Here is a 16,964-nt window from a genome sequence, read left to right as displayed (position 1 = left end):
GTATGCAATTGACAGGATCACAGATCGTAATCGAATGTTTGAAAGAACAAGGCGTGGATACCGTATTTGGATATCCAGGCGGAGCAATTTTGAATGTATACGATGAATTATATAAACATAGTGATGAGATCACCCATATTCTGACCTCACACGAGCAAGGAGCAGCTCATGCTGCAGATGGATATGCAAGAGCAACCGGAAAAGTTGGTGTATGTTTTGCCACCAGTGGGCCGGGAGCTACCAACCTGGTTACAGGAATTGCTACAGCATATATGGATTCTATTCCGATTGTAGCTATTACTTGTAATGTTGGAGTATCACTTCTTGGAAAAGATAGTTTTCAAGAGATCGATATTGCTGGAATTACTATGCCGATTACAAAGCATAATTTCATTGTCAAAGATGTAAAAAATCTTGCAGATACCATACGTAAGGCATTTGTTATTGCCAAAAAAGGAAGACCAGGTCCAGTTTTGATTGATATTCCAAAGGATGTGACTGCAAACAAGGCTGAGTATAAAAAAGCAGAGATTAAACCGGTAGTACCATCCACTGATATTTGCGAAGAAGATATCCAATCTGCATTGAAAATGATATCCAAGGCAAAGAAACCATACATATTTGTTGGTGGCGGAGCTGTATTATCTGGTGCCAGTGAAGAACTTTATACATTTGTAAAAAAAGTAGATGCACCAGTTACAGATTCCTTGATGGGAAAAGGAGCCTTCCCGGGAACAGATCCATTATATACAGGAATGTTGGGAATGCATGGAACTAAGACGTCCAATTATGGAGTTAGCGAATGTGATTTATTGATAGTAATCGGTGCAAGATTCAGTGACCGTGTAACAGGAAATGCAAAAAAATTTGCCAAAAATGCTAAAATCTTACAGTTTGATGTAGATGCGGCAGAAATGAATAAGAATGTTCTGATTACAGATGGGGTGGTAGGAGATATCAAAGTTGTTCTCAGTATTCTCAATGAACGTCTGGAACAGCAGAGCCACCCAGAATGGATAGAAAAGATCATGGATTATAAGAAGCGTTATCCATTATCTTATCATCCAGATATGTTAACAGGACCGTATGTTGTGGAAGAAATCTATCGTCAGACTCAGGGAGATGCAATTATTGTAACAGAAGTAGGACAGCATCAGATGTGGGCAGCACAGTTTTATAAATATACAAAACCGAGAACATTGTTGACTTCCGGAGGTCTTGGAACAATGGGGTATGGTCTTGGAGCATCCTTGGGTGCCAAGACAGGAATGCCAGACAAGACAGTAGTGAATATCGCCGGAGATGGTTGTTTCCGTATGAACATGAATGAAATTGCAACAGCTGTACGGCATAATATTCCGGTTATTCAAGTTGTAATCAATAACCATGTACTCGGAATGGTACGTCAATGGCAGAATCTATTCTATGAACAGAGATATTCGGCGACAGTTTTGAATGATGCTGTAGATTTTGTAAAACTTGCTGAAGCTATGGGTGCAGTTGGATTAAGAGCGACTACGAGAGATGAATTTAAAGAAGCGTTTAAAAAAGCCCTGTCTCTTGGAAAACCAGTAGTCATTGACTGTCAGATCGACTGTGACGAAAAGGTATGGCCAATGGTCGCACCGGGAGCAGCCATCAGTGAAGCGTTTGATGAAAAAGACTTGAAGGAAAAAAATAACTAATAAAGAAAATGGAGGAACTTGAAATGAGCAGAGTGTACAATTTTTCAGCAGGACCGGCAGTCTTACCGGAAGAGGTATTAAGAGAAGCAGCAGAAGAGATGTTAGATTATAATGGAACAGGAATGTCCGTGATGGAAATGAGTCACCGCTCGAAAGCGTTTCAGGAGATTATTGAAACTGCAGAGGCTGATATCCGCAAGTTGATGAATATACCGGATAATTATAAGGTATTATTCCTGCAAGGCGGAGCATCTCAGCAGTTTGCCATGATTCCAATGAATTTAATGAAAAATGGCGTGGCAGATTATATCGTAACAGGTCAGTGGGCGAAAAAAGCCGCTGCCGAGGCAGAAAAATATGGAAAAGTAAATATTGTCGCATCTTCTGCAGATAAGACATTCAGTTATATCCCAGATTGCTCTGATCTGCCAATATCAGAAGATGCAGATTACGTATATATCTGTGAGAATAATACAATCTATGGAACTAAGTACAAAGAACTTCCAAATACAAAAGGTAAGATTCTGGTAGCAGATGTATCCTCATGCTTCCTATCAGAGCCAATAGATGTTACAAAATACGGAGTCGTATATGGAGGTGTCCAGAAGAACGTAGGACCTGCAGGTACTGTTATCGTGATTATCAGAGAAGATCTGATTACAGATGATGTTCTTCCAGGAACACCGACAATGTTGAAGTATAAGACACATGCAGATGCAGGTTCTTTATACAATACACCGCCGGCTTATGGCATTTATATCTGCGGAAAGGTATTTAAATGGCTAAAAAAACAAGGTGGTCTTGAAGCAATGAAAGAGCACAATGAAAAGAAGGCAAAGATTCTCTATGATTTTCTGGATCAAAGCAAACTGTTCAAGGGAACAGTTGTGCCAAAAGATCGTTCTCTCATGAATGTACCATTTGTGACTGGCGACGCTGACCTGGATGCAAAATTCGTAAAAGAAGCTAAAGAAGCTGGATTAGAGAATCTGAAAGGCCATCGTACAGTAGGTGGAATGCGTGCAAGTATTTATAATGCAATGCCTGTAGAAGGTGTAGAAACATTAGTAGCATTTATGAAGAAGTTTGAGGAGGAGAATTTATAATCATGTATAAATATCATTGCTTAAATCCAATTTCTGGCATAGGATTGGAAGAATTTACAGAAAATTATGCACCAGTAAGCGCAGCAGAAGATGCAGATGCTATTTTGGTAAGAAGTGCAGGAATGCATGAAATGGAATTTGCACCTGAGTTAAAGGCAATTGCAAGAGCAGGGGCAGGAGTTAATAATATTCCTCTGGATAAATGTGCTGAGGAAGGAATTGTTGTATTTAACACTCCAGGTGCCAATGCAAATGGGGTAAAAGAGTTGGTTATTGCCGGAATGCTTCTAGCATCCAGGGATATCATTGGAGGAATCAACTGGGTGCAGGAAAATGAAGAAGATGGCAATATCGCCAAAGATGCCGAAAAAGCCAAGAAAGCATTTGCCGGATGCGAACTCGAGGGTAAGAAGTTAGGTGTTATTGGTCTGGGAGCTATCGGTGTATTGGTAGCGAATGCAGCAACGAATCTTGGAATGGACGTATACGGATATGATCCATATGTATCTGTTGAATCGGCATGGAAATTATCCAGAAACATCCATCATGCGAAGACGGTAGATGAATTGTATAAGGATTGTGACTATATTACAATTCATGTGCCAGCACTTGACAGTACCAAAGGAATGATTGATAAAAATGCAATCGGTCTTATGAAAAAGGGTGTTGTTGTTCTGAATTTTGCAAGAAATGTTCTGGTTGATGAAGAGGCAATGGTAGATGCACTGGTATCCGGGCATGTAAAACATTATGTATCTGATTTCCCGACGCCTATTACAGCAGGAGTGAAAGGAGCAATTGTGATACCGCATCTTGGCGCTTCTACAGAAGAATCAGAAGATAATTGCGCAAAGATGGCAGTAAAAGAACTGAGAAATTATCTTGAGCATGGCAACATCAAAAACTCTGTAAATTACCCGGATTGTGACATGGGATACAGAGGAGAAAATACAAGAATTCTTCTCCTTCATCACAACGTTCCAAATATGATTGGACAGTTTACCAAGATTCTTGCAGACGACAACATGAACATTGCAGATATGACTAACAAGAGTAAAGGTGGATACGCATATACGATGATTGATATTGATTCAGATGTGCCGGAGAAAGTTGTAAAAGATCTGAAAAAAGTAGGAGAAGTATTGCGGGTTCGTGTTTTAAGATAGGAATTTAGATGAGTTAGTTGGTGATTGGGTGTGTGCGGCGCAAGGGAGTTGGATAGACTGTTCTGTATCCGATATCCTTCGCCAAGAATCCATAACATAAAAAAGAGTTGCAATTTCGTGACCGGACTGATTCACCGAGAAATTTGGATAATTTCTCGATTCAGCAGTCCTTTCGAATTTGGCTGGATGCCAAATTCTCACACGGAATTGCAACTCTTTTTTATGTAACGGATTCTATCGCTTGGATAGACGGATACAGAACAGTCTATCCAGCTCCCTTGCGCCTTACATTCCCAATTACTGAACGAACTCATCTAGAGGAATTCCTGACGCGAGGCGCAATGGGGAGCGATGTTTTTATACTATTCATTATTATTACAATGGCAGAATCAGTTAGTTATTCTGCCAGTTTTTTTGACAATATCTTTACTAAGAACTTCCCCTCTGCATGACACGCAGGAATTCTCCCAGATAAGGAAGTTGCGGACTTGGGAGATGTCAGGCGAGAAGATGGATGGGATGGTTGCCATTCGTTGGACAAGCGCTAGAATCCGTTACAGGAAAAGAAGCAGATATTATGTGTGAAGATTTGGCTTCAAGCCAAATCTGAGAAGGCTGCTGAGCCTCGAAATCATCAAGATTTCGGGGTGAATCAGCCTGATCACAAAATATCTGCTTCTTTTCCTGTTATGGATTCTTAGCGAAGGACTCCGCAATGGCAACCATCCCATCCATCCTCTCGTCGTACACACCCAATCACCAACTAACTCATCTAAATTCCCAATGACTCATTATGCTTTTTTAACAGTGCATGAATCTTATCTGTTGGGTTCAACACAGCTCCAATGGAAATATCATGGTTTAGTGCATCAATGATTAATGCGATGAATTTGCTCATATCTGCAACTACAAAATATGGTTTTTCATAAGCTACCGGAGGCAGATATGTGAGATTAGTCGTAATAACACGGTCGATGTAACCATTGTTATAATAATCGTCGAAAATATCGAAACCTTCTGTGAATAATCCAAAAGTGGTGCAGACAAACACACGGCTTGCTCCGCGTTCTTTGATCTGTCTTGCAACATCAAGCATACTTTCACCGGAAGATATCATGTCGTCAATTATAATGATATCTTTACCATGAATATCATCTCCCAAAAATTCATGTGCAACGATTGGGTTTTTGCCGTTGATGATAGTAGAGTAGTCACGACGCTTGTAAAACATACCCATGTTGACACCCAGTACGTTAGAAAAATATACCGCACGATGCATTGCACCCTCATCAGGGCTGACGATCATTAAGTGTTCTTTATCTACAATTAACTCCGGTTCTGCACGCAGAAGGGCTTTCATGAACTGATACGGAGGATTAAAGTTATCGAATCCATGTAGTGGGATGGAATTCTGCACTCTAGGATCATGCGCATCGAATGTAAGAATGTTATCGACGCCCATATCAATCAATTCCTGGAGTGCCAGAGCACAATCTAGAGATTCACGTTTGGTACGTTTATGTTGGCGGCTTTCATATAAGAATGGCATAATGACATTTAGACGATGTGCTTTACCGTTAGCAGCCGAGATAATACGTTTTAAGTCTTGATAATGATCGTCCGGAGACATGTGATTAAGATGTCCATTTACCTTGTAAGTCAGGCTGTAATTACATACATCAACCATGATGAACAGGTCTTTTCCTCGAATGGATTCACTAATTAGTCCCTTGGCTTCTCCAGAACCAAAACGCGGACAATTACATTTGACCAGATAGTTATCTAACTGATAACTGGAAAAAAGAGGGGAATCCAAAGATTCTTTTAATGTCTGCTGCCTAAATTGAACGATATAATCATTGACTTTTTGTCCAAGGTCTTTACATGAATCAAGAGCAGCAATTTTTAATGGCGCTATCGGAAGCGCATTTTCCATTAATTTAATATTCGGCATAGTAATCTCCTGTATTTTAGAATTTTATATTATGTTGTAAGTTATTTATATCACTTTTACTATAAAAAGGTCAACTACAGATTGGACTATTTGAAGAAGGTGTGCTATAGTAATGACAAAAGTTCATAAGGAGCAAATGTATGAAGCATGAGCATATAATAAAAGATGTCTTGCCGGGAAGCATTGCAGATGAATTAGGAATTGAGGCAGGAGATAAATTAATTTCTATAAATAATAATGAAATTGAAGATGTGTTCGATTATCATTTTTATGTTAATGATGAAGAGTTAGTTCTTTTGATTGAAAAGCCAAATGGTGAAGAATGGGAACTTGAGATAGAGAAAGATTACGAAGAAGATTTGGGAATTGAGTTTGAACAGGGGTTTATGGATGAATATCGCTCTTGCCATAATAAATGCATGTTCTGTTTCATTGATCAGATGCCGGAGGGAATGCGAGATACCTTATATTTTAAAGATGATGACTCCAGACTTTCTTTTTTACAGGGGAATTATGTGACACTGACAAATATGAGTGATCATGATATAGAACGTATTGTTCGTTATCATTTGGAGCCAATTAATATCTCTTTTCAGACAACAAATCCAGAGCTGCGTTGTAAGATGCTCCATAACCGTTTCGCCGGAGATGCTTTAAAAAAAGTGGATACACTGTATGAGAGCGGGATTCAGATGAATGGGCAGATTGTATTATGTAAAGGAATTAATGATGGCGAGGAGTTAGAAAGAAGCATTCGAGATTTATCAAAATATGTTCCGTGCCTGCAAAGCGTATCTGTTGTACCGGTAGGGCTTACCAAATACAGAGAGGGTCTGTATCCTTTGGAACCATTTACCCGTGAGGATGCAGTCAAGATCTTAGATACGATCCATAGGTGGCAGGACAAGTTCTACGAAGAATATGGAATCCATTTTATTCATGCCGGAGATGAATGGTATATTTTAGCAGGAGAAGAGATGCCAGAAGAAGAGCGGTATGATGGATATCTGCAGCTGGAGAATGGTGTGGGAATGTTGCGGTTGTTGGAAAATGAATTCGAAGAAGCTTATGAAAAAGTAGATGGGGATGATCGCGACAGGGAACTTTCAATTGCAACAGGGTTTCTGGCATATCCATATATACAAAAGATGGCTTCCAAGATAGAAGAGAAGTATTCCAATACCCAAATACATGTCTATCCGATTCGCAATGATTTTTTCGGAGAATTGATTACAGTGTCCGGATTGATTACAGGTCAGGATTTGATTCATCAGTTACAGAATCAAAAGCTGGGGGACAGATTATTGTTGCCATGTAACATGTTCCGCAGTCAGGAAGAGGTGTTTTTGGATGATATTACGCTTGCGCAGGTGGAAGATGCTTTACAAGTGCGGGCAGATATTGTAAAATCAAGCGGACAAGATTTTATAGATGTTATTGTCAATGAGATATTAGAATAGGAGTTTTAACATGAGTAAACCAGTTGTGGCTATTGTGGGGAGACCGAATGTCGGAAAATCAACTCTTTTTAATGTTTTAGCCGGTGAGATGATCTCAATTGTGAAAGATACGCCTGGTGTGACCAGAGACCGAATTTATGCAGATGTTTCCTGGCTGGATAAAGAATTTACCTTGATTGATACCGGTGGTATTGAACCGGAGAGTAAAGATATCATCTTATCACAGATGAGAGAACAGGCACAGATTGCGATTGATACTGCTGATGTAATCATATTTTTGACAGATGTCCGTCAGGGACTTGTGGATTCAGATTCTAAAGTTGCAGATATGTTAAGAAGATCTGGAAAACCAATTGTTCTGGCAGTAAATAAAGTCGACAATTTTGACAAGTTTATGCCGGATGTCTATGAATTTTATAATCTCGGGATTGGAGACCCGATGCCAATATCAGCAGCATCCAGACTTGGAATGGGAGATATGCTGGATGAGGTGGCAAAGTATTTTTCAGAACATTCTGGGGAAGAAGAAGAGGATGAACGTCCGAGAGTAGCAATCGTAGGTAAGCCCAATGTTGGAAAGTCATCGATCATTAATAAGTTATTAGGTGAACAGAGAGTCATTGTATCCAATGTAGCCGGAACAACCAGAGATGCAATTGATACAGAGATTGTTCACGATGGAAAAGAATATGTTTTTATCGATACGGCAGGTCTTCGAAGAAAGAATAAGATTAAAGAAGAAATTGAACGTTATAGCATTATCCGCACGGTAACTGCTGTAGAACGGGCAGATGTGGTGCTGGTGGTCATTGATGCCACAGAAGGTGTCACAGAACAGGATGCAAAGATTGCAGGAATTGCCCATGAACGCGGAAAAGGGATTATCATAGTTGTCAATAAGTGGGATGCTATTGAGAAGAATGATAAGACCATGCGGGAATATGAGAATGAGATTCGGCGTGTGCTGTCTTTTATGCCATATGCCGAAATCATGTATGTTTCTGCACAGACAGGGCAGCGTCTGCCTAAATTGTATGATATGATTGATATGATTATTGAAAATCAGACCATGCGTGTAGCAACGGGTGTCCTTAATGAAATCATGGCGGAGGCAGTAGCGATGCAGCAGCCTCCTTCTGACAAAGGAAAGAGACTAAAACTATATTATATTACGCAGGTGTCAGTTAAACCGCCAACATTCGTTATATTTGTAAATGACAAAGAATTGATGCATTTCTCATATACAAGATATCTTGAGAATAAGATTCGAGAGGCATTCGGATTCAGAGGAACGTCTCTGAAATTCTTTATTCGAGAAAGAAAGGAAAAGGATCACTAGTTATGGAACGTTTGATATGTGTAATGATCGGATATGTGTTTGGATTATTTCAGACAGGATATATATATGGGAAGATGCATAATATTGATATTCGTAAACAGGGAAGCGGCAATGCCGGGACAACCAATGCGCTTCGCACAATGGGTTGGAAAGCAGGCTTGGTTACCTTCCTTGGCGATTGTTTTAAATGCGTGTTTGCTGTGGTTATAGTTCACCTCCTTTATGGCAAGACCCATGCCGATATGATACCGCTTCTTGCAATGTATGCAGGTATGGGGGCAGTTCTTGGGCATAACTACCCATTTTATCTCAAATTTAAAGGAGGAAAAGGAATTGCGGCAACAGCAGGGCTTCTGGTCAGTACAACAAATGTGTGGATGGTACTGATTTGTCTGGTGGCATTTGTAGCAATTGTAGGCGTAACAAGATATGTTTCATTAGGTTCTCTTGCGGTTGTTATTATATATCTTGTGGAAGTTGTGGTATATGGACAGATGGGAGGATTTGGAGTGGCAGCGAATTATCTCTGTGAGATGTATGCGATTGCTGCGTTCTTGATGCTGTCAGCCTTCTTTAAACATAGAGCAAATATTCAAAGATTATTATCTGGCACGGAGAATAAATTAAGCGTCGGAAAAAATAAATAAGTAATAAAAGAAAGGAACGGATACGATTATGGCAAATGTAGGCATTATGGGAGCAGGAAGCTGGGGAACTGCTTTGGCACTTTTGCTCCACAAAAATGGTCATCAGGTAACGGTCTGGTCAATCAATGAAGATGAGGTAAAGATGCTTTCGGAAAAGAGGGAACATGAAAGTAAACTTCCTGGCGTTAAGATTCCAGAAGATATGATGTTCACAACGGATATCGAAAGCACTGTAAAGGGAAAAGATTTTGTGGTTCTTGCGGTTCCGTCTCCATTTACAAGAAGTACTTCTCGTAATATGTGTCCTTTTATTGCAGAAGGACAGATCATCGTGGATGTGGCAAAAGGAATCGAAGAAAGTACATTAATGACTCTTTCGCAGCAGATTGAGGAAGAGATACCTCAGGCAGATGTGGCAGTATTGTCAGGACCGAGCCATGCAGAGGAAGTAGGAAGAGGCCTTCCGACAACGGTTGTCATTGGGGCAAGAACTAAGAAGACGGCAGATTATCTTCAGGAAATGTTTATGAGTGAAGTGTTCCGTGTATATACAAGCCCGGATATTCTGGGAATGGAACTAGGTGGTTCACTTAAGAATGTTATTGCTCTGGCAGCTGGAATTGCAGATGGATTGGGATATGGTGATAACACAAAAGCAGCTCTTATTACCAGAGGAATTGCAGAGATTGCAAGACTCGGTGTTAAGATGGGCGGTGCAATTGAAAGTTTTACAGGACTTACAGGTATCGGTGATCTGATCGTAACATGTGCCAGTGTGCATAGCCGTAACCGAAAGGCAGGTTACCTTATAGGTCAGGGAATGAGTATGCAGGAGGCAATGGATGAAGTCAAGATGGTGGTTGAAGGTGTATATTCTACGAAAGCAGCTGTAAAATTAGGAGAAAAATATGATGTTTCGCTTCCAATCATCAATAAAGTAAATGAAGTATTATTTGAAAATAAAGATCCAAGAGAAGCTGTGAACGAACTTATGCTTCGAGATAGTAAAGCTGAACATACTGCTTTACCTTGGAAAGAATAAAAAGAACGGAGGTTTTTAAAGACCTCCGTTCTTTTTTTCTATGAACTGTTTGAATTCATGAACAATAGGTGCCTGATATACATTTTTTAAAGTTGCCATGTAAAAAATACGCTCCCAGGTGGAATTTGTAATCTCAATGATTTTAACTGGCATATTATTTAATGTTGGCATGTGTGGAATAATTGCGATTCCAAATCCAGCACTTACAAGATCTGCCACAATCTGGTCGTCGCCTATGGAGTAGGCAACTTTGGGACGTCCGCCACAATCTTCGAATAATTTGTCTATCACAGGTTCTAGTCCACTTTCTTTTGAGAACATAATCTGAGGATAAGGGAGAGTTTCTGCAAGATCTACAGAATCTCGATTTTCCAAGGGATGACCTTTGGGTACAATGAGCACCAGCTTTTGTTTGGAAATTGGAACAAAATCAATCAAAGGTTCATTTTCCTGCAGTGTACAGAAAGCGATATCATAGCGGCGTTTTTTTAATCCATGAAGAATATCTGAAGTCAATCCGGTAGATGTATGAAAATAGAAGTCAATTCCTTTATCCGGTTGTGAATCTAGAAAATCTTTTGCATGGCGAGAAACAATAGTACTGAGAGAAGGAAGCATGGCGATGTCAATATGTCCTTCACCGCTTCCCGTCATTTGTAACTTGTTAATACATGAATCCAGTATACAGAGCGAATGTTCAACATCATCTAGGAATGCCTGCCCGCATTTGGTCAGAACAACATTGCGACCATCTTTTTCGAATAATTTTACCCCAAGTTCTTTTTCGAGAGAAGAGATGGCATGACTGAGACTTGGTTGAGTGATTGATAATATCTCCGCTGCTTTCGTGTAATGTTCTAAGTGGGCCAGTGTTACAAAATATCTTAAATGATATAGATTCATAAGACTTCCCCTTTCGTCATTTGTTTGAGCATATCTTAACATGAACTTAAAATAAAATCCACGAATTTTATTGCCCCAACAATTAGTTCTATTATTAATGCCAGAATTGGGTAAAATGTATTGATAAATGTAATAATTTTTGATTGAAAATCTTGCGTTTATCCAGATATTTCCAGCTGATTTTCTTAGTCTAAATCAAAAATAGACCGCATATATTCTAACAGCATAGACGTAAAGGAGTCAGGACAATGGATCAGTATCATTTATACAAAGATATACAGGCAAGGACCAACGGAGAGATATACATAGGAGTTGTAGGACCGGTGCGGACGGGAAAATCAACATTTATCAAACGATTTATGGATGTTCTGGTATTACCACATATGAAGGATGAGCATGGCAAAGAACGGACAAGGGATGAATTGCCGCAGTCTGCTTCTGGACGTACTATTATGACAACAGAACCCAAATTCGTTCCTAAGGAAGCGGCCGAAATTCAGGTGTCAGATGATGTCACAGTGAAGGTGCGTTTGATTGATTGTGTGGGATATATGGTAGAAGGAGCATCAGGACATATTGAGGGGAATGAAGAAAGACAGGTAAAAACGCCTTGGTTCGATCATGAGATTCCCTTTACAAAAGCAGCAGCCATCGGAACCAGAAAGGTGATTCATGATCATGCAACGATAGGAATAGTAGTGACAACAGATGGCTCAATTACAGATATTCCAAAAGAAAATTATCGTGACGGAACCGAGAAAACAATCCGGGAGTTGCAGAGTATTGGCAAGCCATTTATTGTACTGGTTAATTCTAAGAAGCCATATGGGGATGAGGCAAAGCAGACTGTAGAAGAATGGGAAAAACAGATGGGGGTATGTGCATTACCGGTGAATTGTGAACAGTTAAAAGAAGAAGATATTATGCGGATTATGGAGGCTGTGCTCTATGAATTCCCAATATCAGAAATTCAATTCTATATTCCGAAATGGACAGAGATGCTCTCGAGAGATCATAAAATTAAGCAAGATATGTTGGTACATATAAAAAATGTTATGGGTCATTTTTGCGAGATTAAAGATGCTGCGGCCGGAATTGAGAAACCAGACAGTTCATATATAGAAGATATGAAAGTAGATTGTATCGAAATGGATACGGGATGTGTTAAAGTTCGGATTGCTGTAGCAGAGAAGTTTTATTATGAGATGTTGAGTGAATTGACAGGGACACATATAGCCGGACAATATGAATTGATTTCGACAATGAAAAGTCTGTCGGAGTTAAAAGCAGAATATGAAGGAGTACGAGATGCATTTTCTGCTGTAAAGATGAAAGGGTATGGGATGGTCTGCCCGAAAAAAGAAGAGATTACATTAGAAGAACCGACGATTATTAAACAAGGTAACAAATACGGAGTTAAGATTCATTCAGAGGCTCCATCTATTCATCTGATCCGGGCTAATATTGAGACAGAAATAGCACCGATCGTGGGAAGTGAACAGCAAGCAGAAGATTTGATACGATATATTAAAGATACAAAGGAGCGGGAAGGAGGTATCTGGGGAACGAATATCTTTGGAAAATCCATTGAAGAACTGGTAATGGATGGAATGAGGAATAAGATGGCAATGATCAATGATGAAAGTCAGGAAAAACTTCAGGATACCATGCAGAAAATTGTAAATGACAGTAATGGCGGACTGGTATGCATCATCATCTGACACTTTATAGATTCCTACATATATTATAGAGAAAAATAAATAACAGGAATATGCAAGATGATGGAAAATTATGTAACATTATCAATAGAAACACACCTGTTTTTTGCAAGAATCATGAAGGAACACGCATTGTTTCTTGAGGCAGGATTCCCATGCAAAGAAACACAGTGGATTCAAAGAGCAGACCGACTGCGTAATGAGTTCGAGAATCTGTTGCGTCAGGTCATGCAGTTTAATTGTGGCCTGATGAACCATGAGATATTGAAATCACAAGAACTGGTCACACAGTTCACACTTCAGGCAGAGAGAAGAACTAGTCAGTTAACGGGAATTTCGATTGACCATAGAATTACAATGGCAGAACAACAGCTTGAAGCAGATTGTTCTGGCAATAGACACAAAAGAATGATACGTTCGATCGATCAGTTGAATCGAAAGGCTATTCATTTGTTGGATGAATTGATAGGATTTAAGGAAAGTATCTTAAGAGAAGTGGAGGAAGGATGTTTATTTACATTTAATTATCCATTGTTAATCCAGCACATTTTAAGGGAAGCAAAATTGTACCGGTCAATTTTGACTGACTTGGTTGAAGATCAGCGAGTATCCTATAAAAAAATCAGAGATCAGGAGATGTTCTGGAATCAGATCATGATGGAACATGCATGGTTTATCCGGGGACTTCTCGACCCGACAGAGACAGAATTAATCGAATCGGCAGATCATTTTGCAGTGGAATATGGCGAATTACTTGAAATGGCAAGGACGCAGAATTGTAAGGCGATGGATGGGATACGGAGAAAATCTCTGGAAGAGACATTAAAGTATCGAAAATTCAAAGAGGCAGGAGCAGAAGGTATTCTGAATTGTGAGATTGCATCCCTCATATTACCATTATTGGCGGACCATGTGTTACGGGAAGCCAATCACTATATCCGAATCTTGGAATGTGGAATGGAAAGGACCTACTAAAAGATGTTGGAATTATGTGATTACTCATTGCGCAGAAAAGTCCGCTGCTATGAGATAGAGGCGATAGAAATTCCGATTGTATATAATAAATATGGAGATCATGACCCAAATGGTCTTCTCTATGTGTTAAAGAAGGATGCAGATCGAATATGCATAAATGCAATCCGGAATTTTCAGAAAGATATTCCACAGCCTTATGAAGAAGTGAAGCCACTGGTTATCCGGGCAAATGTAGGAGAGAAAGTAGAGATTATTTTCTCTCATTCGTTGAATCGGCCATTGTCTATACATGTACAGGGACTGGCTTATGACGTCCAGACTTCGGATGGCGCCAGTGTAGGATATAATAAGGATACAACAACGCAGAATCAGATTTTATATACATGGTATGCAGATCGAGAAGGAGTCTATCTGTTTCAGGATATGGGAGATACCAGAAGTAGTGAAGATGGTACGAATGTACATGGATTATTTGGTGCGATTATTGTGGAAGAAGCAGAATCCAGATGGCTGGACCCAGAGAGCGGAAAAGAGCTGGAAAGTGGATTGTTTGCAGATATCTATCATCCCTGGAAACCTGCTTTTCGGGAATATGCGGTATTTTTCCATGATGAACTGGAAATCAAAGACAAAGATGGTAATCAGCCGAAAGATCCTCATACAGGGCTTCCCTCTGCTACAACAGCAATCAGCTATCGTGCAGAACCCATGAGGAACCGAATGCCGCTGACAGAAGAACATGCAGATACGGGAGAAGATATTTCCATGAGTTCCTGGGTCTATGGAGATCCGGCGCCACCGATCCTGAAGGCGTATGTAGGGGATCCGGCGAAGATCCGTCTGGTTCATGGAGGAATCAAAGAGACGCATGTATTCCATCTGCACAATCATCAGTGGAGACTGGAAGGACAAAATCCGAATTCTACGATCATAGATTCTATTTCCATCAGTCCTCAGGAATGTTATACGTTGGATATCTTGCACGGAGCAGGGAGTCTGAACAGAACGATTGGGGATGTCATTTTCCATTGCCATTTGTATCCGCATTTCCATGAAGGAATGTGGACCTTGTGGAGAATCTATGACAGACTGCAGGATGGAACAGGATGCCTGCCAGACGGAACGGTTATCCCGCCATTACAGCCATTAAAAGACAGAGTTCTTCCGCCAAAGAAAGAAAAGGAACATCCGGGATATCCGAATTTTATTCAAGGTGAATCGGGAGAAAGACCATTGCAACCACCGTTGGGAATCGTTGATAATGAAGGTGATAACCAGATTGAGCCAACAGAACTGGAACGGGCGAATTTTGTAGAAGACTTTGAGCCTGGAGCGCTCTATACAGATACCTGTCCATGTTATACCGATGCTCGTTCCCCTGGAGATGATGGATGTGAATGTTGGGGAGAAACGGATGAAAAGGTGAAGATTTTTGAGATTGCGCTGGTACAGGCGAAGGTAGTATACAATCGTTACGGATGGCATGATCCCCAGGGAAGATTCTTTGTAATGAAGGAAGAACTGGAAAAACATGGGGGATTGGAATCCTATATTCGAAAAGTAGAAAAAGAACAGATTCAGGTAGAACCGCTTGTCATCCGGGCAAATGCAGGTGATTGTATTGAAGTGAGATTGACAAATCTTCTGCCGGAATATTTAAATGCGAGTCCATTCCAGATGGAGACAAAAACGGATATCGTGGGATACCATATTCATCTGGTAAAATTCGACACGATTGTATCTGATGGAGCAGCGAATGGATGGAATAATATTGCAGGAGCAAGACAGTATGAGACATTGATAGAACGTTTCTTTGCTAATACGGAGTTAAGAACGGTATTCTTCCATGATCATCTATTCGCAAATTCACACCAGCAGCATAGAGTGTTTGGCGCTTTAGTCATAGAAGAAGCAGGTGCAACATTTCACGATATACGCACAGGAGAAATATTGCCATATGGTACCAAAGCAGTCATACGCAGGCGTGATGGAACATCGTTCCGGGAGTATGCTTTATTTGTCCATGATTTTGCATTGCTTTTTGATAAGAAGGGAAAAGCGCTGAATCCGCCGGAAGTTCCTGGATCTCATGATGATCCTGGAGTGATGGGGATCAATTATCGCTGTGAACCAATGCGGGAGAGACTTTCTGGAAATAATGATCCGGCTTATATTTTTAGTTCTTATGTTCATGGGGATCCTGCAACGCCAGTTTTGGAGACGTATCCGGGAGATGAATTGATGATCCGCCTGCTGGATGGGGCACATGAAGAACAGCATGCTCTGAATATTACTGGGATGTCTTGGAAAAAAGAAGTTGCAGATATCGTGTCACCAGATGTAGCTTCTCAGACACTGGGGATATCAGAAGCATTCAATATTCGGATTACAAAGTCGTATGGTCCGGGGGATTATCTGTATTATTTTGGTGGAATTGACGATGCCTGGTTAGGATTATGGGGAATTATCCGTGTGTATCAGCATCAGGAAAAATGTCTGAAGCCATTATGTAAGGAGAAAAATCAGATTCTTCCGCTTCCGCCATGTCCCGGAAGAAATGCTGTCATACGCCGTTATGAAGTTGCAGCAATTCAAAAGAATATTCTATATAATGAATATGGGGATCATGACCCCGATGGACTGCTTTTTGTTCCGATTGATGATGCAGAACGAGTTCTGACTGGAAAGCAAAGACCAAGACCTTTGATCCTAAGGGCAAACGCGGGTGACTGGATTGAAGTAACGCTTCACAATCTGTTTGATCCGAGAAAACCAGTTCCATATTATGATTATCCGAAAGTACCGTTGGATATTGCCCACAGGCCATCAATGCGCGTTTCACTGAATCCGCAGGTCCTACAATATGATCCGCTATATGACTCTTCGGAACAATTTTAATAGAACCGGCAGGATCAAAGTGGTATCAGAATTCATCTCCTAAGAAAGCAATCTATGATGAAGAAGCTGTC

The 16,964-nt window shown here is 40.3% G+C and carries 12 protein-coding genes; 10 read left to right on the top strand and 2 right to left on the bottom strand.

The genetic code is table 11. The annotated features are described in order from the left end of the window. The first annotated feature begins 2 nt into the window (after positions 1 to 2). Genes ilvB through ABE613_RS05045 form a run of 3 tightly spaced genes read left to right on the top strand, consistent with a single transcriptional unit; the run spans position 3 to position 3,957 of the window. On the top strand, positions 3 to 1,685 hold the full coding sequence (gene ilvB / locus ABE613_RS05055) for a biosynthetic-type acetolactate synthase large subunit (protein ID WP_235231879.1): 1,683 nt from the start codon (positions 3 to 5) through the stop codon (positions 1,683 to 1,685). A gap of 23 nt (positions 1,686 to 1,708) precedes the next feature. Continuing rightward, a complete protein-coding gene (gene serC / locus ABE613_RS05050) occupies positions 1,709 to 2,791 on the top strand; it encodes a 3-phosphoserine/phosphohydroxythreonine transaminase (protein WP_235231880.1) in 1,083 nt (360 codons plus the stop codon). 2 nt (positions 2,792 to 2,793) lie between these two features. Next, the gene (locus tag ABE613_RS05045; protein ID WP_235231881.1) at positions 2,794 to 3,957 is read left to right on the top strand and encodes a phosphoglycerate dehydrogenase; all 1,164 of its coding nucleotides are present in this window, start codon (positions 2,794 to 2,796) and stop codon (positions 3,955 to 3,957) included. 772 nt (positions 3,958 to 4,729) lie between these two features. Here the strand turns inward: ABE613_RS05045 and ABE613_RS05040 are convergent. Then, positions 4,730 to 5,911: a ribose-phosphate pyrophosphokinase gene (locus ABE613_RS05040; RefSeq protein WP_235231882.1), complete on the bottom strand. Its 1,182-nt coding sequence runs from the start codon at positions 5,909 to 5,911 to the stop codon at positions 4,730 to 4,732. Positions 5,912 to 6,051: 140 nt separating this feature from the next. Here ABE613_RS05040 and ABE613_RS05035 point away from each other — a divergent pair, with 140 nt between their 5' ends. Genes ABE613_RS05035 through ABE613_RS05020 form a run of 4 tightly spaced genes read left to right on the top strand, consistent with a single transcriptional unit; the run spans position 6,052 to position 10,399 of the window. Next, positions 6,052 to 7,371, top strand: a complete 1,320-nt coding sequence (locus ABE613_RS05035) for a DUF512 domain-containing protein (RefSeq protein ID WP_347375850.1) — start codon at positions 6,052 to 6,054, stop codon at positions 7,369 to 7,371. Between the two features lie 10 nt (positions 7,372 to 7,381). Continuing rightward, on the top strand, positions 7,382 to 8,710 hold the full coding sequence (gene der, locus ABE613_RS05030; RefSeq protein ID WP_235231884.1) for a ribosome biogenesis GTPase Der: 1,329 nt from the start codon (positions 7,382 to 7,384) through the stop codon (positions 8,708 to 8,710). Between the two features lie 2 nt (positions 8,711 to 8,712). Further along, positions 8,713 to 9,357, top strand: a complete 645-nt coding sequence (gene plsY, locus ABE613_RS05025; RefSeq protein WP_347375849.1) for a glycerol-3-phosphate 1-O-acyltransferase PlsY — start codon at positions 8,713 to 8,715, stop codon at positions 9,355 to 9,357. Positions 9,358 to 9,385: 28 nt separating this feature from the next. Beyond that, positions 9,386 to 10,399, top strand: coding sequence for an NAD(P)H-dependent glycerol-3-phosphate dehydrogenase (locus ABE613_RS05020; protein WP_235231886.1), 1,014 nt, complete (start codon positions 9,386 to 9,388; stop codon positions 10,397 to 10,399). Between the two features lie 15 nt (positions 10,400 to 10,414). Here the strand turns inward: ABE613_RS05020 and ABE613_RS05015 are convergent, their stop codons facing one another. Next, positions 10,415 to 11,302, bottom strand: a complete 888-nt coding sequence (locus ABE613_RS05015) for a LysR family transcriptional regulator (RefSeq protein WP_235231887.1) — start codon at positions 11,300 to 11,302, stop codon at positions 10,415 to 10,417. Positions 11,303 to 11,550: 248 nt separating this feature from the next. On the opposite strand from ABE613_RS05015, the gene spoIVA reads away from it, so the two are divergent. Genes spoIVA through ABE613_RS05000 form a run of 3 tightly spaced genes read left to right on the top strand, consistent with a single transcriptional unit; the run spans position 11,551 to position 16,893 of the window. Next, a complete protein-coding gene (spoIVA, locus tag ABE613_RS05010; protein WP_235231888.1) occupies positions 11,551 to 13,023 on the top strand; it encodes a stage IV sporulation protein A in 1,473 nt (490 codons plus the stop codon). A gap of 57 nt (positions 13,024 to 13,080) precedes the next feature. Next, a complete protein-coding gene (locus ABE613_RS05005; RefSeq protein ID WP_328282587.1) occupies positions 13,081 to 13,995 on the top strand; it encodes a DUF2935 domain-containing protein in 915 nt (304 codons plus the stop codon). Between the two features lie 3 nt (positions 13,996 to 13,998). Beyond that, positions 13,999 to 16,893, top strand: a complete 2,895-nt coding sequence (locus ABE613_RS05000; protein ID WP_347375848.1) for a multicopper oxidase domain-containing protein — start codon at positions 13,999 to 14,001, stop codon at positions 16,891 to 16,893. Positions 16,894 to 16,964 lie beyond the last annotated feature (71 nt).

This window comes from Dorea chungnamensis, assembly GCF_039832125.1.
Classification (GTDB): Bacteria; Bacillota; Clostridia; order Lachnospirales; family Lachnospiraceae; genus JAFBIX01.
This window is presented reverse-complemented; position numbering and strand designations above follow the sequence as displayed.

Coding starts and splice junctions, on each gene's coding strand:
- ilvB (WP_235231879.1), top strand. CDS start 3: ATGCAATTGACAGGATCACAGATCGTAATCGAATGTTTGAAAGAACAA.
- ABE613_RS05045 (WP_235231881.1), top strand. CDS start 2,794: ATGTATAAATATCATTGCTTAAATCCAATTTCTGGCATAGGATTGGAA.
- ABE613_RS05020 (WP_235231886.1), top strand. CDS start 9,386: ATGGCAAATGTAGGCATTATGGGAGCAGGAAGCTGGGGAACTGCTTTG.
- ABE613_RS05035 (WP_347375850.1), top strand. CDS start 6,052: ATGAAGCATGAGCATATAATAAAAGATGTCTTGCCGGGAAGCATTGCA.
- plsY (WP_347375849.1), top strand. CDS start 8,713: ATGGAACGTTTGATATGTGTAATGATCGGATATGTGTTTGGATTATTT.
- ABE613_RS05000 (WP_347375848.1), top strand. CDS start 13,999: ATGTTGGAATTATGTGATTACTCATTGCGCAGAAAAGTCCGCTGCTAT.
- ABE613_RS05015 (WP_235231887.1), bottom strand. CDS start 11,302: ATGAATCTATATCATTTAAGATATTTTGTAACACTGGCCCACTTAGAA.
- ABE613_RS05005 (WP_328282587.1), top strand. CDS start 13,081: ATGATGGAAAATTATGTAACATTATCAATAGAAACACACCTGTTTTTT.
- serC (WP_235231880.1), top strand. CDS start 1,709: ATGAGCAGAGTGTACAATTTTTCAGCAGGACCGGCAGTCTTACCGGAA.
- der (WP_235231884.1), top strand. CDS start 7,382: ATGAGTAAACCAGTTGTGGCTATTGTGGGGAGACCGAATGTCGGAAAA.
- ABE613_RS05040 (WP_235231882.1), bottom strand. CDS start 5,911: ATGCCGAATATTAAATTAATGGAAAATGCGCTTCCGATAGCGCCATTA.
- spoIVA (WP_235231888.1), top strand. CDS start 11,551: ATGGATCAGTATCATTTATACAAAGATATACAGGCAAGGACCAACGGA.